This window comes from Roseburia sp. AM59-24XD, assembly GCF_003478445.1.
In the GTDB taxonomy this organism is placed as follows: Bacteria; Bacillota; Clostridia; order Lachnospirales; family Lachnospiraceae; genus Jutongia.
Genome location: NZ_QUET01000011.1, coordinates 20,432 through 46,074, shown reverse-complemented (window position 1 = coordinate 46,074; position 25,643 = coordinate 20,432). Strand labels below are relative to the sequence as shown.

17 protein-coding genes, 1 other RNA gene and 3 pseudogenes are annotated in these 25,643 nt (G+C 47.3%); 4 read left to right on the top strand and 17 right to left on the bottom strand.

The window, feature by feature from the left end; all coding sequences use genetic code 11:
• Window positions 1-29: 29 nt before the first annotated feature.
• The 11 genes and pseudogenes from DXA20_RS06915 to DXA20_RS06865 all read right to left on the bottom strand — a co-directional run bounded on the left by DXA20_RS06915 (window position 30) and on the right by DXA20_RS06865 (window position 15,981).
• A pseudogene (locus tag DXA20_RS06915) lies at window positions 30-1,243 on the bottom strand (O-acetylhomoserine aminocarboxypropyltransferase/cysteine synthase family protein).
• Window positions 1,244-1,520: 277 nt separating this feature from the next.
• Entirely contained in the window at window positions 1,521-5,795 is a 4,275-nt protein-coding gene (locus DXA20_RS06910; RefSeq protein WP_118559767.1) for a hypothetical protein, read from the bottom strand.
• Between the two features lie 86 nt (window positions 5,796-5,881).
• Window positions 5,882-7,096: a S41 family peptidase gene (locus DXA20_RS06905; protein ID WP_118559766.1), complete on the bottom strand. Its 1,215-nt coding sequence runs from the start codon at window positions 7,094-7,096 to the stop codon at window positions 5,882-5,884.
• Between the two features lie 80 nt (window positions 7,097-7,176).
• The gene (locus tag DXA20_RS06900) at window positions 7,177-8,484 is read right to left on the bottom strand and encodes a M23 family metallopeptidase (RefSeq protein WP_118559765.1); all 1,308 of its coding nucleotides are present in this window, start codon (window positions 8,482-8,484) and stop codon (window positions 7,177-7,179) included.
• Between the two features lie 88 nt (window positions 8,485-8,572).
• Window positions 8,573-9,499 (bottom strand): permease-like cell division protein FtsX, encoded by a 927-nt coding sequence (gene ftsX / locus DXA20_RS06895; protein ID WP_243100568.1) that lies wholly within the window; start codon window positions 9,497-9,499, stop codon window positions 8,573-8,575.
• Window positions 9,471-10,154, bottom strand: a complete 684-nt coding sequence (gene ftsE / locus DXA20_RS06890; protein WP_118559798.1) for a cell division ATP-binding protein FtsE — start codon at window positions 10,152-10,154, stop codon at window positions 9,471-9,473. The genes ftsX and ftsE overlap by 29 nt, the downstream gene beginning before the upstream one ends.
• Window positions 10,155-10,290: 136 nt before the next feature.
• Complete coding sequence (locus tag DXA20_RS06885) at window positions 10,291-11,379, bottom strand: PucR family transcriptional regulator (protein ID WP_022306904.1); 1,089 nt, start codon at window positions 11,377-11,379, stop codon at window positions 10,291-10,293.
• Window positions 11,380-11,636: 257 nt separating this feature from the next.
• Window positions 11,637-12,749, bottom strand: coding sequence for an ABC transporter ATP-binding protein (locus tag DXA20_RS06880; RefSeq protein WP_022306905.1), 1,113 nt, complete (start codon window positions 12,747-12,749; stop codon window positions 11,637-11,639).
• A gap of 206 nt (window positions 12,750-12,955) precedes the next feature.
• Window positions 12,956-13,837 (bottom strand): YitT family protein, encoded by an 882-nt coding sequence (locus DXA20_RS06875; RefSeq protein WP_147403713.1) that lies wholly within the window; start codon window positions 13,835-13,837, stop codon window positions 12,956-12,958.
• Between the two features lie 120 nt (window positions 13,838-13,957).
• Window positions 13,958-14,719 carry a WecB/TagA/CpsF family glycosyltransferase gene (locus DXA20_RS06870; RefSeq protein ID WP_022306907.1) on the bottom strand — a complete coding sequence of 254 codons (762 nt, stop codon included), beginning with the start codon at window positions 14,717-14,719 and terminating at the stop codon, window positions 13,958-13,960.
• 14 nt (window positions 14,720-14,733) lie between these two features.
• Complete coding sequence (locus DXA20_RS06865; protein WP_158577159.1) at window positions 14,734-15,981, bottom strand: LytR C-terminal domain-containing protein; 1,248 nt, start codon at window positions 15,979-15,981, stop codon at window positions 14,734-14,736.
• Window positions 15,982-16,165: 184 nt separating this feature from the next.
• Between DXA20_RS06865 and DXA20_RS06855 the strand changes: the two are divergent.
• Window positions 16,166-16,896, top strand: a pseudogene (locus tag DXA20_RS06855) (SDR family NAD(P)-dependent oxidoreductase).
• 3 nt (window positions 16,897-16,899) lie between these two features.
• Here DXA20_RS06855 and DXA20_RS06850 read toward each other — a convergent pair.
• Complete coding sequence (locus DXA20_RS06850; protein WP_118559759.1) at window positions 16,900-19,236, bottom strand: hypothetical protein; 2,337 nt, start codon at window positions 19,234-19,236, stop codon at window positions 16,900-16,902.
• Window positions 19,237-19,413: 177 nt separating this feature from the next.
• Window positions 19,414-19,678: signal recognition particle sRNA large type (gene ffs / locus DXA20_RS06845), an RNA gene on the bottom strand.
• Window positions 19,679-19,827: 149 nt separating this feature from the next.
• Between ffs and DXA20_RS18620 the strand changes: the two are divergent.
• Both DXA20_RS18620 and DXA20_RS17135 read left to right on the top strand, forming a co-directional pair.
• Window positions 19,828-20,205: pseudogene (locus DXA20_RS18620) on the top strand (hypothetical protein); the annotation flags it as partial.
• A 35-nt stretch (window positions 20,206-20,240) separates the two neighbouring features.
• Window positions 20,241-20,369: a GNAT family N-acetyltransferase gene (locus DXA20_RS17135; protein WP_279222358.1), complete on the top strand. Its 129-nt coding sequence runs from the start codon at window positions 20,241-20,243 to the stop codon at window positions 20,367-20,369.
• Here the strand turns inward: DXA20_RS17135 and tadA are convergent.
• Both tadA and DXA20_RS06835 read right to left on the bottom strand, forming a co-directional pair.
• Window positions 20,357-20,893, bottom strand: a complete 537-nt coding sequence (tadA, locus tag DXA20_RS06840; RefSeq protein ID WP_199877060.1) for a tRNA adenosine(34) deaminase TadA — start codon at window positions 20,891-20,893, stop codon at window positions 20,357-20,359. The two genes, DXA20_RS17135 and tadA, sit on opposite strands and share 13 nt — an antisense overlap.
• A gap of 216 nt (window positions 20,894-21,109) precedes the next feature.
• Window positions 21,110-22,093 carry a DUF6128 domain-containing protein gene (locus DXA20_RS06835; RefSeq protein WP_022306913.1) on the bottom strand — a complete coding sequence of 328 codons (984 nt, stop codon included), beginning with the start codon at window positions 22,091-22,093 and terminating at the stop codon, window positions 21,110-21,112.
• A gap of 168 nt (window positions 22,094-22,261) precedes the next feature.
• Between DXA20_RS06835 and DXA20_RS06830 the strand changes: the two genes are divergently transcribed.
• Window positions 22,262-23,089, top strand: a complete 828-nt coding sequence (locus DXA20_RS06830; protein WP_022306914.1) for an Mrp/NBP35 family ATP-binding protein — start codon at window positions 22,262-22,264, stop codon at window positions 23,087-23,089.
• A gap of 158 nt (window positions 23,090-23,247) precedes the next feature.
• Here the strand turns inward: DXA20_RS06830 and DXA20_RS06825 are convergent, their stop codons facing one another.
• Both DXA20_RS06825 and DXA20_RS06820 read right to left on the bottom strand, forming a co-directional pair.
• Window positions 23,248-24,096 carry an MYG1 family protein gene (locus DXA20_RS06825; RefSeq protein ID WP_022306915.1) on the bottom strand — a complete coding sequence of 283 codons (849 nt, stop codon included), beginning with the start codon at window positions 24,094-24,096 and terminating at the stop codon, window positions 23,248-23,250.
• 104 nt (window positions 24,097-24,200) lie between these two features.
• A complete protein-coding gene (locus DXA20_RS06820; RefSeq protein ID WP_022306916.1) occupies window positions 24,201-25,409 on the bottom strand; it encodes an NADP-dependent isocitrate dehydrogenase in 1,209 nt (402 codons plus the stop codon).
• Window positions 25,410-25,643 lie beyond the last annotated feature (234 nt).

Below are 25,643 nucleotides of genomic sequence, written 5' to 3'. Positions count from 1 at the left end.
CAATCCTTTCATAACATATGCCCTTTTATTTATTGTGCCGCGCGAATTGCAGCCTCAAAATCCGTTTTCAGATCTTCAATATCTTCGATACCAACACTGATGCGGATCAGATCCTCATATACTCCCGACTGCAGCTGATCTTCCTTGGAAAGATGAACCGCAATGGTTGACGCCGGATGAAGAACTAATGTCTTGGTGTCCCCAATGTTGGACAAAATGTATGGAAGCTTTAATGTGTTAATGATCTCAAATGCCTTCTCTCTGCTTCCTGTTCTCACCGTGATGATCGCGCCGTAGCCACCGTCAAGCTGCCTGCTTGCCAGCTCATAATAAGGACTCTCCGGCAATCCCGGATAGTTGACCGTAAGACCGACTCCCATGTCTCTTAAGAACTCTGCAAGCTCCTTTGCATTTTCACACTGGCGCTGCATTCGAAGCCCAGTGTTTCCAGACCCAGATTATTAAGAAATGCATTCTGCGGAGATAAACAGGCTCCTGTATTTCGGAATAATCCGTTGCGAAGCTTTGCGACGTATGCCATCGGTCCAAACTTCTTATATGGGACAAGTCCCGGATATCTCTCCGGATCCCATGCAAACTTTCCGCTCCAGGTGAGAATACCGCTTATGGCATCGCTGTTGCCATTTATGTACTTTGAAGAGGAATTAACAACCACATCTGCTCCAAGCTCCAGCGGTCTGACCAGATACGGTGTCGCCACTGTGTTGTCAATCACCAGCGGAAGTCCATGTGCATGTGCCATATCTGCCACTGCCCTGATGTCTGTCACATCTAACTTCGGATTGCCTATCGTCTCTGCAAAGATAACTCTCGTATGCTCCGTGATGAGCTTCTCATAAGCCTGTGGTTCGTTCTCTGTCACATACTTTGTTGTGATTCCAAAGCTTTCCAGATCTTCAAAAAGCTCTACGGTACCGCCATATAAGCCGGCGGCTGCAACCACCTCATCGCCTGCCTGCAGGATATTGGCAAGTGCATTAAATAATGCTGCCATCCCGGAAGCACACGCAACGCTTGCTACACCTCGCTCCAGCTTCGTGATCCTCTGCTCAAATGCCTCCACGGTAGGATTATTGATCCGGGTGTAGGAAAATCCCATCGCCTTATTCGTGAAGATATTCTCCAGATCCTCGGCACTCTCATGCCGAAAGGCACTGCTTTGATAAACCGGTGTGTGTGTCGCTCCATAGGGATCGTTCTGCTTCACACCGTGTAAAAGCATTGTGTTAAATCCATACTCTGTCATTTGTTTTCTCCAATTCCTCTAATCTCTATCGACTTACTAGGGATATATTACACCTGATTTCATACTTTGTCAATAGGAAATATCAAAAAAGTTTCATCCCCGTTTACCGGCGTCCCCAAAAAAGCACAAGACCAGCGTTTTGTTCTTGATTTCTACTATGTTACAGGCATCTTCTTATACGCAAAAAGGACGCCGTACCTTTCGGTACGACGTCCGTCATATTCTGCTCTGTTCACTCAGAGTGTTGTTTTGTTTATTTGAAGGCTGTTACATACAGATATAAGAAGTAAGTCTTATCATTCTGCTTTACGGTTACACGCATCAGGGATCTTCCCTTCTTCTTTGCAGTGTAACGTCCCTTCTTGTTGATTGGAAGCGCCTTCTTGTTATAAGAAATATACTTCACCTTTGCATTCTTCTCCAGACCATAGATCTTGATCTTTGTGGACTTTTTCAGCTTTCTCTTCTTAGCGATCAGAATCGTCGGCGTCTTAATGCGGTTGGACTTGAACTTCTTAAGCTCTGTCGCATTTTTGAACTTCTTACGAACCTCAATGTTGATTACCAGACGGTTGCTGTACTTGCCCTTAACCGCTGTGACTGTCAGAGTTGCTTTACCCTTCTTCTTTGCCTTGATGACACCCTTCTTATTCACTGTGGCAACCTTCTTGTTGGTTGATGTCACAATGATCGTAGCACCCTTGCACTTCATAAGCTTCAGCTTAGCCTTGGAGTTCTTCTTCATAACCTTATGAAGCTTGAATCCAGGAATCTTATATGTGTTAGCCATCTGAAGAAGCTCCTGATAAGTATATGGGCATCCGCCATCCTTCAATCTCTGGTTTACGGCATCCTGCTCTGCAGAGGACAACTGATTCCATTCCTTCTCACCGGAAGAAACGACATCCTTTGTCAGATCATCAACCTTCTTAATGATCTCTCCGGTTGACGGATTCTTTCCATGCTCCTCAACGAACTTATCAACTCTGCTCTGCTGATCCGGATCTAACGGTGCCGCAGTAGCATTTCCTGCTCCCGGTGTGGAAGAAGGTGTTGCTGATGCACTCGCTGACGGGCTTGCGGATGGCTTACCGCTTGCATTTGGATCCGGTGTTGCACTCGCATTTGGATCCGGTTTGGTACTTGCGTTTGGATCCGGCGTTGCACTTGCATTCGGATCCGGCGTTGCACTTGCACTTGGATCAGATGAACTTCCAGGATCCGGACTCTCGCTTGGCTTCGGACTCTGGATAGGCTTTGGCACGGAGATAATATCCGGTGAACCACCTTGAATCTGGCTCGGCTTCAATCCCTGATAAATCTCATCATCGATCGTCTTTCCTACCGGAATGGCAACCACCTTATAGGTACCGTCTGCCGGAAGGTTGGAGAAGATTACCTTACCTTCACCACCGGTTGTCAGGAAACCATCGTTCTTATCTTTGTCGTAAACATATTCCTTCTTAACCGGATCATACTCTACAGGCATATCATAATACTTTCCGTCCACCTTGTTCAGGATTGCGTACTGGTATCCAGGGTCTGCAGGATTGACCTCGATAGAAATCGTATCATCGTCATTTCGCTCTAAAGTACCCTTGTCATCATAATCCACAATGGTTACTCCCTCGATCTCCGGACCGACAATGACAACATCTGTCTTTGTATCCTTCTTGGCATAGATGACATACTCTTTATCCTTATCGACAGTAAAAATCAGCTTTCCACCCGGCTCGCTTGGTCTGTAATATCCAGGCAGCTCAGTGGTGTATACGTTTGGATACTGAGACACACCCTTCTCATCCACTGTCGGGATGTTAAGCAATGGTGTTCCGTCTCCACTCGCATCCACGATTGCATATACAGTATCCTTCATCGTCGGAGATACCACGATGATTCTCTTTCCTTCCTGATCGGAATCCTCGATCTTGACATCGGAATCGGTACGTGTTGTATCATACGGATTGGAAGATACACTTCCTTTGTACTTACCGTTACCCTTTACTTCAACAACAATCTCCTTATTCACCTCAGCCGTTGTCAATGTATAGCTGCGGTCGGTTGCATCCTGGATCGGTGTCAGCTTTCCGTCAGACTCCTTTACATACCACTGATAGGTCAGTGTATTGTGAGAATCCTCCGGCGTTACACCATCAATATCTGCTGTAAGGATCGTTCCCTCACGCTTTACCTCATACTCTTCGCCTGTTACGGAATCCTTTGCCTTGGTTTCGTTAATGATCTTAACGGTTCCCTTGATCTTTTCCTTCTGCTGTGTTGCATCATACGGGAAAGAGTTTCTCGTTCCGTAATAGCCCTCATCCTCGTTACCGGTTACTGCTACGAGAAGCTGCTTATTAAGCTCGTTCTCTGTCAGAGTCAACGTCGGCTCTGTTGCACCGTCAATTGCGGTCAATGTACCATCGCTCTCGCGGACGTACCACTGATAGATCAATGATTTCTTTGCACCCTCCGGTGTGATCTTGTCAATGTTGGCGTTCAGAACAGTTCCAACCTTATTGAGAGGGTTGCCCTCTTCATCTGTGACATCGTTTACGATAGATGGACGTCCAACAATCGGCTCCAGTACAGGCTCCGGTGTTGGTGCATTGGTCGGTACCGGTGTTGCTGTCGGTGCCGGCGGCAATGTAAATGCATCCTCTGATTTCGCACTTCCTGTATACTTATCCGAATCTTCCTTGGCAGTTACCTTTACATAGATATCCTTTCCAAGGTCATCCGACTTGATAACGTAAGATGGTTCATCCTTACCGATGACTGTCTCTCCACCGGTCTTCGGATCCTTTGCGATCCACTCAAAGTGAAGCTCCTTGTCAATATCCGGATCAGACGGATCAACAAGATCATCTAACTTCGCCTGGATAACTGTACCAGGCTCCAGCTTATCTGTGCTGTTCTTCTTTTCAATCGTCGGTGTTCCGATGAGTACCTGCTTTGTATGTGTGGCATTAAACGGCTGAGAGCTCAGAACCTGATCCTCATAATCATCGGTACCAACAACCTCAACCTTGATCTTATGATCAAGCGTATCTTTCGTCAGTGTTAAATTGACATTGCCTGCTGTATTCGGAATCTCAGACCATGTGCCTGTACCTTCATCCTGCACATACCACTTATATGTATAGGTAGCATCGGAAGGTCCGACATTAGAGGTGTCAGCCTTTAATCTTGTACCAACTTCAACATCTGCATCCTCATCACGAAGCTTGATCACCGGCTCACCGGTCAATGTCTTCTTCGGTGCACTTGTAGCAGAAGGATCCTTTACGTCCGGATTGACAATGTCCGGCTCAGTCTTATCGCTCTTAACAACGATCTTATCACCTAAGTTATCCTTCAGAGTCTCATCATCGCCCGGCATACCACCGAACTCAATGTAGTAACCACCGACGCAGGAGGTTGCACTGTAGTCATTCCAACGTCCGTATGCGTACTTACCATAATAACCAAATGCCTCCGGCTCGTTTGCACCACCGTTCGGCTCAATGTTGCCACTGCTCTGCCAGTTAGAGAAGTGACCGTCAAATGTCTCAAAACCACCGTCCCCGGAGCCAAATCCGTAAGCGGTTGTCTGCTGACCAAATTCCTTGCCTGCCTCCGGACCGGATACCCAGCGCCAGATGAAGTTCGGATCATTATTAGAAGTAATCTTCGGAAGATTCTCTGCCTCTGTTCCTGCCTCAACGGACTCCAGAGTTGCTCTGGTACATCCCATCCATCCTTCCTTTGCAAGCTGTCCGTACAGCGGGAAGGTAGAATACAGGAAACGATCCTCGCCACGGCTTGTCAGAGTTGCAAGATAACCCTTTACTCCGGCAAACTTTGCACCGGATGCCTCATCATAAGCAGTTCTCCAGTTGCACCAGTTCGTTACATAGCCATAAAAATGACCATTATAATAATGAAGCGGGATCTCAGCACCGTTGATCGTTGTCTTAAGATCGTTCACACCAAGTGTCGTTGCTGTGATCGTAACGGTCTGACCACCTGTCTTACTGGTGGTAAAACGAAGTGTCTTAAGATAATTCTCAATGGCATATACTGGTGCTCCCGGAGCGGTCTCGCCACGGATCTCATCAAAGTCAAAAGAGATTGTCTCATATTTGGATGAGCTGTCTGTTGATAACGTCTCGCTTCCACTACCCTGACTCAGTCCACCATTGGTTTCGTCCTTCTCCTGAAGACTCTCTGTGGTCAGGATACCTTTACCGGTGATCGTATCACCTCTCTTATCCTTGATAGATGTGGATGTTACCTTAATATATCCACTGTCAACTGTTACGGTTAAATTGTGGATCAGCTTATCCTCATCCGGCAGTGTCACCTTGGCATTCGGGTAAGTATAATATCCACTTGCTGAAATGCTCGGCTCACCAAATGAAATAGTAGCGTCGCCTGTTGCAGCCTTTGCCTTGTTTGGCGCAGAAAATCCGCCAAAAAGGCTGAGAACCATGGATAAAACCAACAACCATGATAAACTGCGTTTTTCCATTTTTCTTCGGTTCATATTTCTTTCCCTCCTATATATTATGTACTGTATATCGGAAAATTTGTCCTTTTCCTTTACCGGTATCTTCATTATTTTGCAAAAAATTATTTTCCGTTTTTCAGATAATCGATCGCACGCTGCATCTGGTTGTCGATCAGGACACCACTCTTTTTCTGCCGGTGTGTCTGATCATTGAGTGCCTCCGTGATGTCCGGCTCCAGACCGGTTCCGTGGATGTTACGTCCCTTCGGCGTGTAATACTTGGCTGTCGTCAGCTTGATCGCCGTTCCATCCGACAGATCAAATACGGTCTGCACAATTCCCTTTCCAAAAGTTGTCGTTCCCACAAGAACTGCCTTATTGTAATCCTGCATTGCTCCGGAGAATACTTCGGATGCACTGGCAGAATTTTCATTGACCAGAATGGCGATCGGCTTATCAAAGCTTTCCTTATCCGTAGAGCGATAAACCTCTTTCTTGCCGTCCTTATCCTTGGTATATACCACAATGCCCTCCGGGAGCAGACGGTCAAGCATATCGACCGCCGTGCTGAGCAAACCTCCACCATTATTGCGCAGATCAATGACCAGAGACTTCTCTCCCTGCTTTTCCAGATCATCGAGCGCATCACGGAATTGCTGCTTTGTCACTTCCTCGAAGGAGCTGACCTCAATATAACCAATCTTTCCATCCAACATCTTATACGCAACTGTCTGAGAATGGATCTCTTCTCTTGTGATCGTAAATTTCTTCTGATGATTATCTCTTAACACCGTAAGCTCTACCTTCGTTCCGGCTTTGCCTTTCATTTTGCTGACAACCGCAGTCAGATCCATGCCTTCCACACTCTTACCGTTAACCTCACTGATAATGTCTCCGGACTTGAGTCCGACTTTTTCTGCCGGACTGTCCTTGATCGGCTGCACAATCGTGATCGCACCATCGGTTGCGCTCTGGCTCACATAAGCGCCGATGCCGCAGTAATTGCCGGAGGTCTTCTCCTTCATATCCTTATATTCTTCCTCATTGTAATATGCGGCGTAAACGTCTCCCAGTCCATCGACCATTCCTTTGCAGATGGAATCCTGCACCTTTTCCCGGTCAATATCATCGAGAAAGAACTGATCAATATACGCCTGAAGCTCTGTCATCTTGCTGTCCAGTTTCTTATTCAGGATACTTCCGGACGAAACCTTCATGATCATATTTCTGATGTCGATCTTCCCTGTCACCGTCAGTCCGGCACAAACCAACAGCATACAAAGCAAAACACTCAGTCCTCCCGTCAAAAATCCCTGCCAAAATTTCCTGTTTTTCATTACAAAACCTCTTTTCTGCTCATTATATTCTCACTTCATGCCTAAAATGCCTGCAGTACATTCACACTGCAGGCACTTATTTATGGCTGTTTCACATAGTACATCGGATTAACATAGTTGCCGGATTTATACATTGCAAAATGAAGATGCGGACCGGTCGAAATCCCCGTGGAACCGGATCTTGCGATCACCTGCCCCTTTTCCACATGCTTTCCGACAGATGTCTTAAGCTGGGAGCAATGCATATAATAAGAATAAATTCCTCCTCCGTGATAAATTGCGACGTAATTGCCGGCAGAGGAAGAGTACGCTGCCGTCACAACCTTGCCCTCCTTGCAGGCAAGTACATTGGTACCGGTATTGACCGCAATGTCAACACCCTTATGATAGCTGCTGGCTCCGGCAGTCGGTGCCTTACGATAGCCGAACGTCGATGTGATCCGTCCGGAAACCGGAAGCGGCCATGCATACTCGCCGTTTGTCGGCATGATCTGTACCGTATCTCCGCTTTTCTCACTCTGCGAGATCTTATCACGCCCTTCCCGGAGAATTGCTTCGACCTCCTTCTCCTGATCGGCGATCTGTGCCGCATAGGAAGCTACATTCTGCCGGTTATCTGCTACAAGACCCTGATAAATCTTAATCTGTCTTGTCTTTTCATCGGAAAGCTGCTCCAGCTTTTCTTTTTCAAATTTTAAGGAATTCTTGGTAGCGGTCACTTCCCGCTGCTTCTCTTCTGCCTTCTGGCGGGCAATCGTCACCTCGTCAAGCACCTGCTGATATTTGTTCAGAAGCACCTTATCATAGTTAGTGACCTTTTCAACGTATTCCTCTCTGCTGAGAAATTCTGCGAGGGTGCGCGATTTCATCAGATACACCAGATAATTACTGTCCGAATTCTCGTACATATATTTGATGTGCGCCTTCATCCCATCATACTGCTCCTGCTGCCTGCTCAGTGCATTATCGTATTCCTCATTGACCGACTGGATCTCCTGTTTGATATCTTCGATATCTTCCTTATTGGCATCAATATTATCCAGAAGATTCGTCATCTGCATATCCAGTGTGCTCACATATTTGCTGACATCGTCCGTGAAATCCTGAATATTATCCAACTTCTTCTCCAAGGCTTTCTTTTCCTCTTTCAGCTTCTGCTGCTTCTGTTCCGCCGCATCCAGTCTGCCCTGATAGCTGCCGTCATTCACAATGGCTGTATCTTCTGTTGCCTCCGGGGATGCGACCGGCTCTCCACTCTCCTGCGGTGCCGCATATACCTTATCCATGACTCTTAAGCCGGACAGATCCGTTCCGGCAACACCGGCAGCCCCCGTCAAAAGTGCCCCGGCAAGCCACACACCGGCTGCAATCTTCCATCTTCGTCTCATCGCTGCTCACTCCAATCTGTTCCTCGGTATATCACCGTTTGCATCGCCTCTTTCTCACGGGGACTCCTGTTCCCGGAATGCCTTCGCGCTATACATGAAGATGCTTTCTTACCGACATCGTACTTCCGATCACACCAATGCCTACTCCAATGCCAAGGCACAATGGAATCAGTACGCGGAACACTTCTTCTGTACTGACAAATGCCAGCCATCCGGAAAGTACCGAGAAGTGAGAAACGATAAATCGTACCACATTATCATATAACACGCCGGTGATCACCAGCGGAATTGCCGCTCCGATAATCCCCATGGTAATTCCCTCCACGATAAACGGAAGACGCACAAACAGATCCGTCGCACCGATCAGCTTCATGATCGCGATCTCATCCTTTCGCACATTGATACCCATATCCACCGCAGAATAGATCAGGAATACCGATACGAGGATCAACAGCAGAATGATGGAAACGGACACATATCCGACCAGCATATTAAAGCTTCCGAAGCCGGTTGCTGCCTCCTGTGCACTGTTGACCTTGCGCACACCGCTCAGGCTCTCAATAAACGATACCATCTCCGACTGCTTCGTGACATCCTTCAGATAAACCTCATAGGAGGAGGAATTAGCTAACGGATTGTCATTGCCGAATACGTTGACCATTTCCTGCTGATCCTCCAAAATCTCTGACTTAAACCGGTTCCACGCCTCGTCTGCAGAAACATAGTCGACACGTTCAACCTCCTTGCGTGCTTTGATCTGCTGACCAATACTGCTGATCTGCGCCTGCGTTGCATTTTCATCAAAGAATACGATGATTCCTACCGTACTCTCCGCATTATAAACCATATGTTGAAAATTGGTCAACAATGAATAGAATACGCCCAGCAGGAACAGACACGCCGTAATGGTACCGATCGCCGCCAGCGAAAATATTTTATTTTGTATGATACTTTTTATGCCCTGTTTCAGCCATACCATAATGTACTCACTGTAAATAACCTCCCTGTCTGGCATCGCTTGTAATCTGCCCCTTATGCAGAGTGATCACTCGCTTTTGCATTTTGTTGACGATATCCTCATTATGACTTACTACAAGAACCGTTGTTCCAAGCTCATGTACATCCTGAAGCAGTTTCATGATCTCCCAGGAATTCTCCGGATCAAGATTTCCGGTCGGCTCGTCCGCCAGAAGAATTGCCGGTCGGTTCACCATAGCACGCGCAATCGCCACACGCTGCTGCTCTCCTCCTGACAACTCATTCGGATAAGCCCTCAGTTTCTTGGAAAGACCTACCATTTCTAACATTGCCAGGGAATTCTTGCGGCGCCGTTCTCTGCTGGATACTCCGACAACACGCTGTGCAAGTGCAACATTTTCAAAAACATTCATCTCATCGAGCAACCTAAATTCTTGAAAGACAACGCCCAGCTTCCGGCGAAAATACGGCAATTCCTTTCTCGTCATATTCGCGAGATCCTTTCCCGCCACCTCGATTCTTCCGGATGAAATCTCAAGCTCACCAAGCAGTGTCTTGATCAAAGTAGACTTACCCGAGCCGCTGCTCCCGACAATAAACACAAACTCGCCCTTTCCTATTTCCAGCGAACAATCCTTTAACGCTGCTGTTCCCGTTGGATACACAAGATTCACATTCTGCATGCGGATGATCGTCTCCGCTGTCTCGTTATTTCCAAATGTTTTTATTCCAGTCATTCCTTTTCCCCATTTCTCCACCGCCCACGCGGTGCCTCTTACATATATTGTGTAAAAGCCCCATCTCTGGGGCTTTCACGCTTCATTTGAATTAATATTCAAAGGTTTCCATATATTTCATATACTTGACCACCATTAGGGCGATCTTGAAGGTGATCGCATCCTCAAACACTCTCAGATCAAGATTTGTACTCTTCTGCAGCTTATCCAGCCGGTACACCAGCGTATTACGGTGAATGTACAGCTGACGAGAAGTTTCTGATACATTCAGACTGTTTTCAAAGAACTTGTTGATGGTGGCGATCGTCTCCTCGTCGAACTCATCCGGAGACTTGTCACCGAAGATCTCTTTGATAAACATCTTGCATAGCGGCATCGGAAGCTGATAGATCAGACGTCCGATTCCAAGACTGCTGTATGCTACAACATTTCTATCGCTGTAGAAAATCTTACCGACATCCAACGCCATCTTCGCCTCTTTGTAAGAGCGGGACACATCCTTGATCTCATTGACCATGGTTCCGTAGGATACATGTACCGAGGTCATCGCCTCTGTATTTAACATATCCAGAATGACCTTCGCCGTCTTATCCATATCCTCATATGTCTCATTCGGCTTCACTTCCTTGACAAGGATTATATTCTTCTCATCAACCTGTGTGATGAAATCCTTTGTCTTGCTCGCAAATAAGCCCTTCACGATCTCCAGTGCACCGGTATCCTTCTCGTTCTTCGTCTCGATCAGGAATACAAGACGTCTTGCGGTTGTATCAATATGAAGCTTCTTGGCTCTGTTGTAAATATCGACCAGAAGCAGGTTATCCAAAAGAAGGTTCTTAATGAAATTGTCCTTATCGTAACGTTCCTTATATGCCACCAATAGATTCTGAATCTGGAATGCAGCAAGCTTTCCTACCATATAGACATCATCACTGTCACCCTTTGCCAAAATGACATACTCTAACTGATGCTCGTCAAACACCTTAAAGAACTGATAGCCCTGCAACACCTGACTGTCTGCCGGTGAATCCACAAAGCCCATAACGGCATCCTCATACTCCTCTACATTATTGATCGTCGTAGCAAGAGCCTTTCCCTCTGTATCCATCACGCAAATATCAATACGGGTGATATTCTTGAGTCCGTCGATCGTTGTCTGCAATACCTGATTTGAAATCATACAACCCCTCCAAGTTATTTCTCACATATGTTATTTATTATCATCATAATTTCATCCCATCAACATCATCTCCAAAGTATGCTCGTTATTTCTTCTAATGAGTATACAATACCGCATATATTTTATCATCATTTTGCACAAAAGTAAAGAGGGCTGTCCTTTCGGACAACCCTCTGAAATTCAAATCATTATTCAGATCCATTGGATCAACAATCCCATGAATGCATATACATTCCGGATGTCTGTCATATATCAGACTAGTTTGTGATTGTTGTCTCTGTATCCTTATCGAAGATATGGATCTTGCTGGTATCAAGAGCGATCTTGATCGTATCACCAGGACGAGCTGTTGTACGAGGATTAACACGAACTGTGATGTCATGTCCCTCAACTGAGAAGTACAGGAATACTTCGGCACCGAGCATCTCGTATACTCTTACAGTAGCATCGAGTACGTTGCTGCTGCCTGCATTGATGAAGATCTCCTCATCCTTGATATCCTCTGGACGGATACCCATGATAACATCCTTATCTATGTAGCCACCCTCAACAAGCTTCTCTGCCTTGCTCTCCGGAAGCTTAACTGCATAAGAACCGAATGCAAGCTTGATGCCCTCTTCGTCTCTTACTACCTTACAATCGATGAAGTTCATCTGTGGAGAACCGATGAAACCAGCTACGAACAGATTACATGGCTTTGTATACAGATCAATTGGTGTAGCAACCTGCTGCATAACACCGTCCTTCATAACTACGATACGGGTACCAAGTGTAAGAGCCTCTGTCTGATCATGTGTTACATAGATGATAGTAGACTCAAGTCTCTGATGAAGCTTGGAAATCTCTATACGCATCTGTACACGAAGCTTTGCATCGAGGTTGGAAAGTGGCTCATCCATCAGGAATACCTTAGGATTACGAACGATTGCACGACCCATTGCCACACGCTGTCTCTGACCACCGGAAAGAGCCTTTGGCTTACGGTCTAACAGATGCTCGATATCGAGGATCTTAGCTGCCTCGTGAACGAGCTTATCAACTTTATCCTTCGGAGTCTTTCTTAACTTAAGACCAAATGCCATGTTGTCATATACTGACATATGTGGATACAGAGCGTAACTCTGGAATACCATGGCGATATCTCTGTCCTTAGGCTCTACATCGTTGACCATTGTGTTACCAATCCAAAGCTCACCGGATGTGATCTCCTCCAGACCGGCGATCATACGAAGTGTTGTAGACTTACCACAACCTGAAGGTCCTACGAAAATGATAAACTCCTTATCTGCGATATCAAGATTAAAATTCTTAACTGCGACAAATCCGTTAGGATATGTCTTACCAACGTTCTTTAATGATAAACTTGCCATTGTGTGTTCCTCCTATAATGTTTAAATAATATGCCTTATTAGCGTTCCGCGTTACTTCCTAACGCTTTACCCATGAATTATATTACACTATCCAAGCATTATTGACCATAGCACAAATAGCCAAAGAACATTTTAATGTTTTGTGCAAACCGTATATTTTTATTTTTTTTCATTCAATTCGTCAAAAAAAGGTCCATTCCAGCCACCTAACTCTGTATCTTTTCCACAAATCCCTCTCCCTGAACCTCCCTGATGTCCGAAATAATGACGAATGCCTTTTTGTCGATTTTTCGCGCAATGTGGCTAACGCTGCTGATCTGTTTCCGGTCGACCACACACATCAGCGTTTTTCGCTGTCTGCCGGTGTACATTCCTGTTCCCTCCAGCACGGTAACACCCCGTCCGAGCTGTGACATGACGGCATGTCCGATCGCTTCATATTCATCAGAAATGATATATGCCAGCTTGGCGAAACTTCCTCCCGCCACGATCATATCCATCAGTCTGGTTGTCAGATAAACCGCCACGGCCGCATACACCGCCGACCGTATTCCAAACACCCACGCCCCCGCCGCAATGATCAGGCAGTCCAGCACAAACAGGATCTGCCCCACCGGATAATACGGCAGAAAATGATGGATCACCGCCCCCAGAAGATCCGTTCCCCCGGTCGAACATCCTCTGGAAAACACGAGACCAAGTCCTGCCCCCGTCAGCACACCGCCGACAACCGCAGCAAGCACAAAATCCTTTTGCGGAGCAGACGGAACCGGGATTAGAAAAAGAGCTGCCGTAAAGCAGATATTTGCCACAAGAGTCATCCTCATGTAATGTCCTCCCTTGATCCTCCACGCCATCCAAAAAATCGGAATATTAAGAAGCAGATTGCTCAGCCACACCGGCATCTGAAAGCCGGTCCACCGTCCGGTCAGCCGCCGAATAACAATAGACAGACCTGACATACCTCCTGTCACCATTCCGAGCGGCTCATACACAAAGTTGACTGCCAGTGCCATGCACATAGTCCCCGCCACGATCCGGATAAGATCCGGTCCATATTTTCCGAGCTTCCCTTTTCCCTCCATCATTCCTGTCTCCTTAAAAAAGGACAAAACCAACGCTTCGCCCCTCGGAATTACTTTCCCGATTCCTTTTTACCATCCAATGCGTTACGATCCTTCTCTGTACATAAAGAAAAAGGATGACACCTACCGGCTGTCATCCTTTGTATAATCATGTATTTCATTCTGATTATTATATTTGGTTATTTTCTTGCGAAATATACGCGTACGGAAATCTTTTTTGACTGCCTGTTCCCGGAAAATACGATGATACAGAGCCTCCAGATGCAGCTTGCGCACCCATTCCGGGGTCTCCTTCTGCATCGCAAAGATAAGCTCTGCCACGCCACCGATTGCAATGCAGAGTCTTGCATTGAGCAGTGAGGAATGCTCCATGATCCAACCCTCCTGCAAGCCCACCGGCAGGTTCAAAAGTATCATATCCGGCGTATGACTGTTGATCTCGTTGACGATCGCCGCATCCTCCATGCCCTGTTCACAGGAATAGGAGCCTACCATCCGAAGCTCCGGCTGCATCTTCTTACAGTAATGCAGCAGCTTCTCCACTGCCTCCTCCGTGTCGGCAATGATATAAAGCGTCCGGTCCTCCTTGATCAGATTCTCCAACATCATTCCAAGGCTGCGGTAATTAACTACCATGTCTCCCGCCTCCAGTGCATCGACATGATGCGTTGCCAGAAGTGCCTTCTCTCCCGGCAGAAACAGGTCTGCTTTTTCCAGAAGTGCACGGTACTCCTCATCCTCCATCGCCTTGTTCAGCATCTTCGTGGAAGCAAACATGATGACATCAAGATGATCATCCGTCAGATATTCATTCATTTTGCGGACAAAGACATCGTTACTCATCATATCCACGTCAATATCCATAATTTTAACTGATGCTTGCATAATCAAATCCCATTCTAATTGGCATCTACCGTGCCAAGAATAATTTCGATATCATAACCATCCGGTGTCTGACCTACAACAAGTTGCGGATCTTTGAAATAAGTCGTCAGATCAGCCCCCCACTTCTTTTTGGAAACAATGATCTTTGTTCTGGTCAAAACCTCCTGTGTATAATCACCAACCTTCGGCACAGTATAGCCGGCATCCGCAAGTGTCTTCTGCTTGGCTGCTGCCAGACCGGAGATCTTGCTTCCGTTCAGGATGATGATCTTCTTGCCCTTGGAGCTTACCTGCTTCTTGGCAGGAACTGACTTCTCTTCACTCTGTGGTGTTGTGTATGTCTCTGTTACATTCTCAATATCACTGATAAACTTTGATGCTGACGCAGTATCTACTTTAAACAGCTTGCCGTTGTACTCGCCAGGCAGCGCCCAGTAATGATACAGCGAGGAGTCCATCTTCATATATGACTCAATATATCCGATCTTATTGTATACTGTCAGGTTGGACTGTATTCCGTCCTGGTTATACTGATCCTTGATATACGCCATGATCTTTGTCTCATCGCCGGCAATATCCTTCAGCTGATTAGTAAAGGAATCGCTGAGCACCATCACCTTCATTGTCACAGAAGAATTATACTGCTGTGCCTGTTCACCTGGTGAAGGTGATGCGGATGCAGACTGACCAGAGCCGTCAAGCACCTTTGCGTACTGTGTTGTCATCTTCTGCTCCTGATAATGCAGGTCGTAAATTTCCTGAGAGATCACCGTGAAATAACTGATATCTGTCTTTAACAGCTTCTCCATAATAAGCTCAGCATAACCATATGCCTCGGCATCCTCCAGATCGGAAAAATAACGGCGCAGCTTTGACAGACGTACAATCTGCGGAATCTCCTCATCCACAACACAAAGCTTCTGATACATCTTTGCCGGGATCGTATAATCTGCATTGATCGGAATTGTAATATAATCCATATTATTTGTCTTGGTGTTGCAGATCTCCAGCATCATATGGGTGATCATCTGCTTGTCATTGACCACGTAGATCAGATTCTTGGAAATCTCATCTGTCTTCGCCTGATCCAGAATAGATTCCAGCTCCTTCTCCTGTACATCCAGCTTTCCTGCCTCCAGCTGCTTTGACAAATATTGATAAGAAACCTTGTAGCTGATCACACCGACTGCGAGAATTGATACGATCACCAGAATAGATTTTAATAAGCTCTTAAAAAAGAACAACACTGCATTTTTTTTCATATCAGTACCTTTCTTTACCATCCGGATACTCCGATGGAAAATTCGCAAATTTGTACAACATTCCAGCAAATTATAGCAAACTTCCTAAAATGTGTAAAGCCTTGTATTCAAAGTAACTTTCATTTACTATATAGCTACTATATATAGTACAGTGAAATTGTCTAAGGAAAGGATTTGATCAGAAATGAACATGCATCACATTATCATCACCGGCGCATCCCGTGGAATCGGGCACGCCACAGCACTTTTATACGCTTCCATGGGCTGGAATATTTCAATCTGCAGCCGCCACTGTGATTATCAGATGACACAGACACAGGATGCGATCACAGCTGCGGGCGGACAGTATTTTTCCTTTTGCGGCGACATGGGAAATGCAGCGGATGCAGAGGAATTTCTGACGAGGCAGTCCAGACCTTCGGTACTCCGGAGATCCTTGTCAACAATGCCGGTATCTCTCATATTGGTCTGTTGCAGGATATGACTCCGATGCAGTGGGATGATATCATCCGCACAAATCTTTCCTCTGTCTTTTATACCAGCCGGGTGATCATCCCTTATTTCCTACAGGAAAAGCACGGCAGGATCATCAACGTTTCCTCTGTCTGGGGCAGTGTCGGCGCATCCACGGAAGTCGCATATTCTACAACAAAGGGCGGGATCAACGCCTTCACCAAGGCACTGGCAAAGGAGCTGGCACCAAGCGGCATTCCGGTTAATGCCGTTGCCTGCGGCATGATTGACACCTCCATGAACAGCTTTCTTGATCCGGAGGAGCTTGCCGCCGTCATCGACGAGATTCCTGCCGGACGAGCCGGAACACCGCAGGAGGCAGCCGCTCTGATCCGTCAGGTTGCCGAAGCCCCGGACTATATGACCGGTCAGATCATTACGCTCGATGGCGGCTGGATCTGACCTTTACCGTTCATAAAACTCTTTTGTATGCACGATCTCCGGCGGCACCTCTACCTGATTCTTTTCCCATACACGAAACTTCATATCGTATTCTTTACACTTTTTGGCACGTTCTCTCTCAAAGCGTGCCATCGCATTCATAAATACCGGCTGTCCCTCCAGATTCTGACGCAGTTCCTGCGTAAACGGGCAGTAGGTTGCCATGATCTCGCGCACCGGCTTACTAAGCAGCATGCCTCCCTGGGATTCATGCAGGATCCAGTTCATGTAATCCGCCGCAAATATTTCTCTGGAATTATTCCGGTGCTTCTGTATCTGAAGCTTTAATTTCTCCTTACGATCATCCGACAGGTCCCTGTTCTTGCGGTAAAACTGCAGGAAATCCGAATACTCACTGGTGAGCGACTTATACTGGATATTATTCCAGTACACGCCCTGCATCGTACGACACAGCTCCCACCGGAAAGAACCCGCCAGATGCGCTACTGTCTTGTCCAGATCTCCCTCCAGAAAAGCCGGAAGGATCAAGCGTCCCTCTGAATCTCTCTTTCTGCCGCTGAGCTCCTGCCACATGATATCTCTCGATCCCACAGTCGGCATCAGTATCACATCCGGACAAACCTCCACCTGAATAAATTCTTTCTTGATGTCGGAGATCTCTCCCGTATAAAGCACCTCCCGGTAAAAGACGGAGTAATCGATCCGGCGCAGTCTGTTAAACGCCGCAGAGACCTTCTCCTTGGAAAGAAAATTCCTTTCCAGATTAGAACAGCCCTCGGTATACAGAAACGGCACAAAGGATACGATCTGACCACTGACAAGACGGTGCGTCAGCCGGAACATGTTCATAACCTCAAAATGCAGCCTCTGTTTCCGGCTTTTGAGCAGACTCTTCTTCTGCTCTTCAGTAATTTCTTTATTTTTTAGTTTATCTCGAAGAAATTCTTCATAATCCATATCAAATTCATTCTTGGACGGCATACGATCCCCGTCCACCACTGCTGTGAGCCATTCCTTCATATCAAAGACATGACATCCGTTTTGGTAGATGCTGCCCTGATCCAGCGTCAGAAGATCCTCGATCATGTCCTCCCTGAGCAGCCGTTCACTCAAGAAACCGTAGCGCAAGAAAAGCTCCACCTCTGCCGGAGCCTCCTCTGCCGACTGATAATCCTTCAGAAAAACCTTCTCGTAGATTGGATAGTAGTCCTTCATAAGATTACGTCTCAGGCTCCTCGCCTCATCCGTCGAGCTTTCCTTATCCTCCAGCGCCTCAAACTGTGCTACGAGATCTTCAAAACGCTCGGCGCGTTCCTGTTCGATCTCCCCAAAAGAAAGAATCGTTCCCAGCGAATCCACAAGCTCCGACACATCGACGCCGCAGTCCTCCACAAGCGCCAGCGTATCTCCCGGCACGTCCGGTCCGCCTGTGCCATGCGAAGGATTCAACAGATTATAATATGTCTCCTCCATTGTTCCACGGTCGATCACACACTCCACATCCGCCCGCTTCTGCAGGACACTTTCCAGAGAATTGATCCGGTCGATCACCTCATCAAGATCTGTCATCACCCCGGAAGCATCCTGGCCGGCACGCTGCAACGTCTGCGCAAAACCAGACACCGCCAGATACAAATTTCTGCCGTCGAGGATCAGATAGTGCATCATCTGACTCAGATATTCCGTCAGCGACTTACTGTAATCATGGAGCTGATGCAGCAGTCCGACCTGCTCCCTCACATGATAAATGCATATCTCGGCAGAGCTTCCGTAAAACGCCTTCTGCACATCCATCGGCACCTTGGCGCACGCCTGATAATAATGCACCTTATCCAGTGAAAGCATCTGCGGCTCGTCAAACGGGTGCAGTTTCTCCACCGCCGCAAGCTCCTCAAAGACAGTTCCCGTCTCTTGGGCAATCTGCCGGCACTTGTGATATATCCGAAAAGTCATCTCATAGGAGCCCTCAGCCGCCTCCTGCAGCTCCTCATAAGCACGTTCCTGCTCTGCCAGAGAACGGTGAAGTCCCACAACCATCAATGCCACATAATCCTTATTGATCTTCATGATTCCCCTAAGATCACTCATCGCTCCGGATGATGGAAATACATAGATTACCGCATTGGTCAGTGCCGTATACGTCACACCGTGCGCCCCTCTGTTGAGATCCCGGATTCCCAGAAAGCAGCCGGAGCCCACAACCAGATTAAGACCATATCCATGCACACGGATCCTGCCCTTTACCACCATGGCGATCGAATCAAGAAACTCTCCCGCCTCGTAAATATCCGTATCTTGGATGATATGATTAATGCTTCCTTTTTTCAGTTCTGCTTTCACCGCTTATCCCCCTTTGCCATCCGTAACATTTACCTAACTTTATTTTATCAGAAATAACACCGAAATTAAAGAAAAAAGTGGAGCATTCTCCACTTTCCCTATTGATCATCTGTATATAATTTATCAGGATCCGTCTGTCCTCTATCCGAAGACTGACAGCTCTTATCTATATAAAAACCGTGCATTCTGCGTTGTACGCATCATTGCAGACGTTACCAATACAGTTAGCTCGGCTCCGGCAACCTCACGGCACACGGGAGGGCTCACTTAGTGCTGCTAGGTTCCCCTCCTGACACGGTTCATGAGTTCCCATTGCGCAAGACCAAAACGTCATCACCACTTATATCGGGCGGCTCCGCAATCAATGCATCCGAAACAGAACATCACCCCTGCTATAGCGGATTGCAGGTACAGGGCACCGCTATCTCCCCGGCTAGCACGGAAGCTTTATGACATACTTCACACAATTTATGTTAGATGTTAATTATATCCTCTCCCGCGTAAGCTTGTCAAGATATATTTCCTTGTTATTTTCATCACCGCATGATACACTAAGGCAATACAGACATAACATTGGGAGGAATACCTGTAATGCAACCACAATACGAGACCAGCCGTCTTCTCCTCAGCGTAAGCCATCCGGATAAGGCAGCCGGTGTGCTTGAATTTTACGAACGAAACCGAGACTTTCTGGAGCCGTATGAGCCGGTCAAAAGACCCGGGTTTTATTCTCTGGATTTTCAACGGACGAATCTTACATTTGAATATAATTCCTTTGTGAAGGCACGACATCTGCGCATGTGGATGTATCTCCGGGACCGTACCAACGTTCCCATCGGTACGATCTGTTTCAGCAATTTTCTGCACGGTGCATTTTCAAGCTGTATGCTTGGCTACAAGACCGACAAGGATCATCTGCAGCAGGGCTACATGACCGAAGCGCTTTCTTTTCTGATTCCTCTCGTATGCCGCGAATACCGCTTTCACCGGATCGAGCATATGTCATGCCGGACAACGAACCGTCGATCGCATTGCTCGAGAAGCTCACCTTCCATCGGGAGGGGCTGCTTCATGACTTTGCGCAGATCAACGGCAAATGGGAAAATCATTACATATATACTTATCTTACATGATCTGCCGCTTCTGTTTTCTGTGCTCCCCCCGCCGGCTTTTCTTTCTTCAGCTTCTGCTGACGGCGAAGCTCCTTAAAGAAATCCTTGAGCAGCTTCTGGCAGTCCTCCTCCAGAATCCCGGTTTGCAGCCGGACCTGATGATTGAGCTGCTGCATCTGAAGCAGATTGATAATACTTCCGGCGCATCCCGCTTTCGGATTCATGGCTCCCACGACAACCTCCGGAATCCTCGCCTGAACGATCGCCCCCGCACACATCGGACACGGTTCGAGCGTTACATACATGGTACATTCCTCCAGCCGCCAGTCACCCAGCTTCTTACTCGCCTTGCGGATCGCGCTGATCTCAGCATGTCCCAGTGCCGATTTCTGCTGATTTCTCTTATTGTAGCCTCTGGCAATGATCTTGCCTTCATATACGATCACACAGCCGATTGGCACATCTCCGGCTTCCCCCGCCTTTTTCGCCTGACGGATCGCCTCTTTCATATATTTTTCCTGTATTTTCTGTTCTTCCATGTTCATCCTCATTCCAATTTAATGATATTGGGGGCAAGGGTATTTTGACCCCGGCGGATTACTCCATTGCATCCGTGAATCTATCAGAATCATACGCTATCCGGACGAAAATGTCATCCTCTTTCGCAAAATCCATGGAACGAAAGTTTATCAAAAGCTATTTTCTGCGGCATCATCTGTCCGCCGGAGCCTGCCCTGCACGCATACAACGATCAGCCCCGATCACTCCTGCGCATGAACAGCGATCAGCCAGTATCCAAATGCGCCGTGTCTGTCCTTCACCCTGGAGAGTGGCTGAAAACGAAGCATCCGGCACTCCTTCGCCCATTTGCTGTTTTCTTCGCTGTAAATGCCCGGCACGCCAACCGCATACTCCTGCCTGCCGATGCACGCAAAAATCAGATGACGATAACAGTAATAGCCCCGCAGAAGAAACGGATTGCCGGCAAGCGACCAGTACGCCACCGGAAGATTTCCGATGTCCTTCAGGTCAATGCGGACGCATTCTCCCATCTCATCAATTTCAAACGGGTACATTTTCGGGAACACGGAAAGCATCCGTTCTCCAAAGTCCGGGCGCTCTCTGCGGGAACAGGCTTCCACAGAGGAGGCTTCTGCAAAAGATGCCTCCTCCAGTCCCGTTGCTGCCTGCAAGGCATCGTCCAGAGCATCCTGACGCCGCTGCACAGGTTCTGCCCTTTCGGATTCCTGCCGGATTTCTGTAGATGCCGTGTTCACCGCCTGCGGCCGACTCTCCTCCGATCCGCTCCCGGCATCTGATCTGTTCCCGTCATCCCGGTCGTCCTCTGCCTTCCATCCGTCAGCTTCCTTTTCCGGTGCTGCTCCCGAGACCGTGATATCCTTCCAGGTTGTCGCATAAAACACATTTTCCGGTCCGCTCAGATAAATCCCGTCAATCCGGTCAAACGCATATTCCGAACCTGCCATCCTGTCAACCGGCGTCTCCACCCTTCCGGCAAATCCGCTGCCGTTTCGCGCAAGCTTTCCCGCCGGGATCCGCTGCATGCCACCCTCATTTTGTATAAAAAAGAAAACTGACGGAGATACTGAAACCGTGTCCTGAAGACGTATTGTCACACGGCATCTCCGGTCATTCCGTTCAATCCTTGCATAGCCTGTGTTTTTTCCTTTTATCCCCTTATCATATCGATAGAGATAGGAAACCATTCTCTGATATCCACTCATATTTCCTCCATTCCGGAATACCCGACGCTAATTGACCGCCGTGCATGCTCCACATCATAATAGTAAATTGTATGTGCCCCCTTTGTCCGTTAGAACGTTATAGTGGACAATTTATCAATAAATTGCTATACTAAAATTTATGTGTATATAGAAAGGAAGGATTACATTATGAGCGAAAACTGTTCCCATGATTGCGGAAGCTGCTCAGCAGATTGCAGCAGCCGTTCCCCACAGAGTATGATCGAACAACCCAATAAAGAAAGCCGGATCGACAAGGTAATCGGCGTTGTCAGCGGTAAGGGCGGTGTCGGAAAGTCCATGATCTCTTCCATGCTTGCCGTCAACCTGCAGCGAAAGGGACATCGCACAGCCATTATGGATGCCGATGTGACCGGTCCATCCATTCCAAAGGCATTCGGCATCACACAGCATGCCGTTGGCACAGATACCGAGATCTTCCCGGTCGAGAGTAAGACCGGCATCCAGACCATGTCCGTCAACCTTCTTCTGGAGGATTCCAATGATCCTGTCATCTGGAGAGGTCCTGTGATCGCCGGCACGGTAAAACAGTTCTGGACTGACGTTGTTTGGAAGGATGTCGACTACATGATCGTCGATATGCCTCCGGGAACCGGTGATGTCCCACTTACCGTATTCCAGTCACTTCCTGTAGACGGTATCGTGATCGTGACATCCCCACAGGAATTAGTTTCTATGATCGTTGGAAAGGCAGTCCGCATGGCAAAGATGATGAACGTGCCAATTCTTGGTATCATCGAGAACATGAGTTATGTGGAATGTCCGGACTGCGGAAAGCACATCAATATTTTCGGTGAAAGTCATGTTGACGAGGTTGCAAAACAGTATGATCTGCCTGTTCTCGGACGCATCCCTATGACCGCTGAGATTGCTGCCGCAAGTGATGCCGGTAACGTAGAGGGTCTTGAGGGAGACTGGTTCAACGATGCCGTTGCTGCGATCGAGGGATTGAAATAATCCCGCAATCCCGTTACCGGGATTGAATCATTCAAATAATCTGAAAAATGCACCGGAATCAGGATGAACCCGGTGCATTAATTAACGATACTGTTTCTTGATCTCTTTAAAATCACACTTCCCGGACAATGCCGGGATCTCATATGCGTCTGATAAATTTATCGCCGTTCCAGTGCAATACGCGCCATCTGCTCCGCATCCTCCTTTGTATCTGCTGCCGCGAGAAAGCCCGTCGGATGACAGAATCTGGCTGTCGCAATGCCGCTGACCTTCGGAAGCTCCTGCGGATCACAGCCCCACCATTCCTGCGGAAAATCACAGGCAAGGCTGCGATCCTCCTTCGACTTCGGAACTCCCTGCACACTATAGCCTCCACGGTTGGACGGATACACCGTAAACTGATAACCGCTGCCGATCACATTTCTCTTCCAAGGCACGTAACAAGGTAAGATCAACACCTCACCATCACACTCTTCCATCGCCTTCACAACTACCTCGGAAGCTCTTCTGAGTCCCTGAATGCTCTCGATGTAATGCATCAGAATCTTCTCCGCAAATGTCTCTGCCTCCCAGAACCTGTCATCATACGAGGCATCGGAATCCCAGCCCGGATTAAACTTCTCCATCAGCTCCGACAGGGTATTCTCTGAACCTGTATTATCGGACTCATCTAACGGCTGGATAAACTTCTCATCAAAATCTGCCGCTTCCTCCTCCGTCAGGAAACAGGAACCAAACTCGCGCCAGAGAAGACCGAATGCCGCATACGGCACGCCATTCTCACGGATCTCCTTGTCCTGCTGGTGATGGTCAAATCTGCCTCGTCCAATATCATATACGATCCCGTCAAAATTCTCCGGCACATCAAAGCCTCTCTCCACCTGAATATCCGGATTTATCAGACGAAGAAGCGCCGTGGAAAACAGATCATCCGCATGAAACTTGGCGCCGTGCGTAAATCCATGATCCGGCACAAGACCGGTAACTTCCTTTTCAAACTTAATCATAGTTACAATATCCTCCTGATCTGTTGTCTCTCTAACAGCAAAAAGCCCCTGTTTTGAGGCTTTTTACACGATATGAATAAGTATTTATCCTTTTCAGATATATATTACAGCATTGCTTCCAGAGACTCACGAACCGCCTTAATAAATCCCTCGCTGTTGAGTACCGTCACATCCTTCATGCTTGTGATCAGTGCCAGATCCTTTGTCATCTTTCCATTCTCGATCGTAGAAAGCGTTGCCTTCTCAAGCTTATCTGCAAACGCCATGAGTTCAGGAATGTTATCCAACTCACCACGCTTACGCAGAGCGCCAGTCCATGCAAAGATCGTTGCAACGGAGTTTGTAGATGTTTCCTCGCCCTTCAAATGCTTGTAATAATGTCTCTGAACGGTTCCGTGAGCAGCCTCATACTCATACACACCGGAAGGAGATACCAGTACGGAGGTCATCATTGCCAGAGAGCCGCATGCAGAGGATACCATGTCACTCATGACATCACCATCATAGTTCTTGCAGGCCCAGATAAATCCGCCCTTTGCCTTCATGACACGGGCAACCGCATCATCGATCAGTGTGTAGAAATACTCGATGCCTGCTGCCTCAAACTTCTCCTTGTATTCCTTATCATAGATATCCTGAAAAATATCTTTGAAATTATGGTCATAGATCTTAGAGATCGTATCCTTTGTAGCAAACCACAGATCCTGCTTTGTATCCAGTGCATAGTTAAAGCATGCCTTTGCAAAGCTCGTGATGGACTTGTCTGTATTGTGGATGCCCTGAATGATACCGGGACCATCAAACTCCTGAATCGTCTGACGGATCTCTTTGCCGTCTGCACCGGTAAATACTAACTCTGCCTTACCTGCTCCCGGCACCTTGATCTCTGTATTCTTGTAAACGTCACCATAGGCATGACGTGCCAGTGTGATCGGCTTCTCCCAGTTCTTCACGCAAGGCTCAATGCCCTTTACCTGGATCGGTGCGCGGAAAACAGTTCCATCCAGTGCTGCACGGATCGTGCCGTTCGGAGACTTCCACATTTCCTTCAGATTATACTCTGTCATGCGGGCAGCGTTAGGTGTGATCGTTGCACACTTAACAGCAACACCGTACTTCTTGGTTGCCTCCGCAGAATCGATCGTCACCTGATCGTTTGTCTCATTACGATACTCCAGTCCGAGATCATAATACTCTGTCTTCAGATCAATAAAAGGAAACAGAAGCTCATCCTTGATCATCTTCCAGAGAATTCTGGTCATCTCATCGCCATCCATCTCCACCAACGGTGTCTTCATCTCGATCTTTGCCATGTCATTATCCTCCAATTTCATTAATATGTTGCTCAAACTTCCCACACAGGAAGAAAATGTACCGATAATATTTCTTATTCCAAACGGGTTAAGAATACGATTTTTGCTTATATTACTTACCGAATCCGTAAGACTGTGTCTGAAAATGATCGCAGATCACTAGGTTTTCCGGAAAGTCTTTGCTTTGCAATGGTTCGATGGATACGTGTCCGAACGATCGACCCCCATAGACGG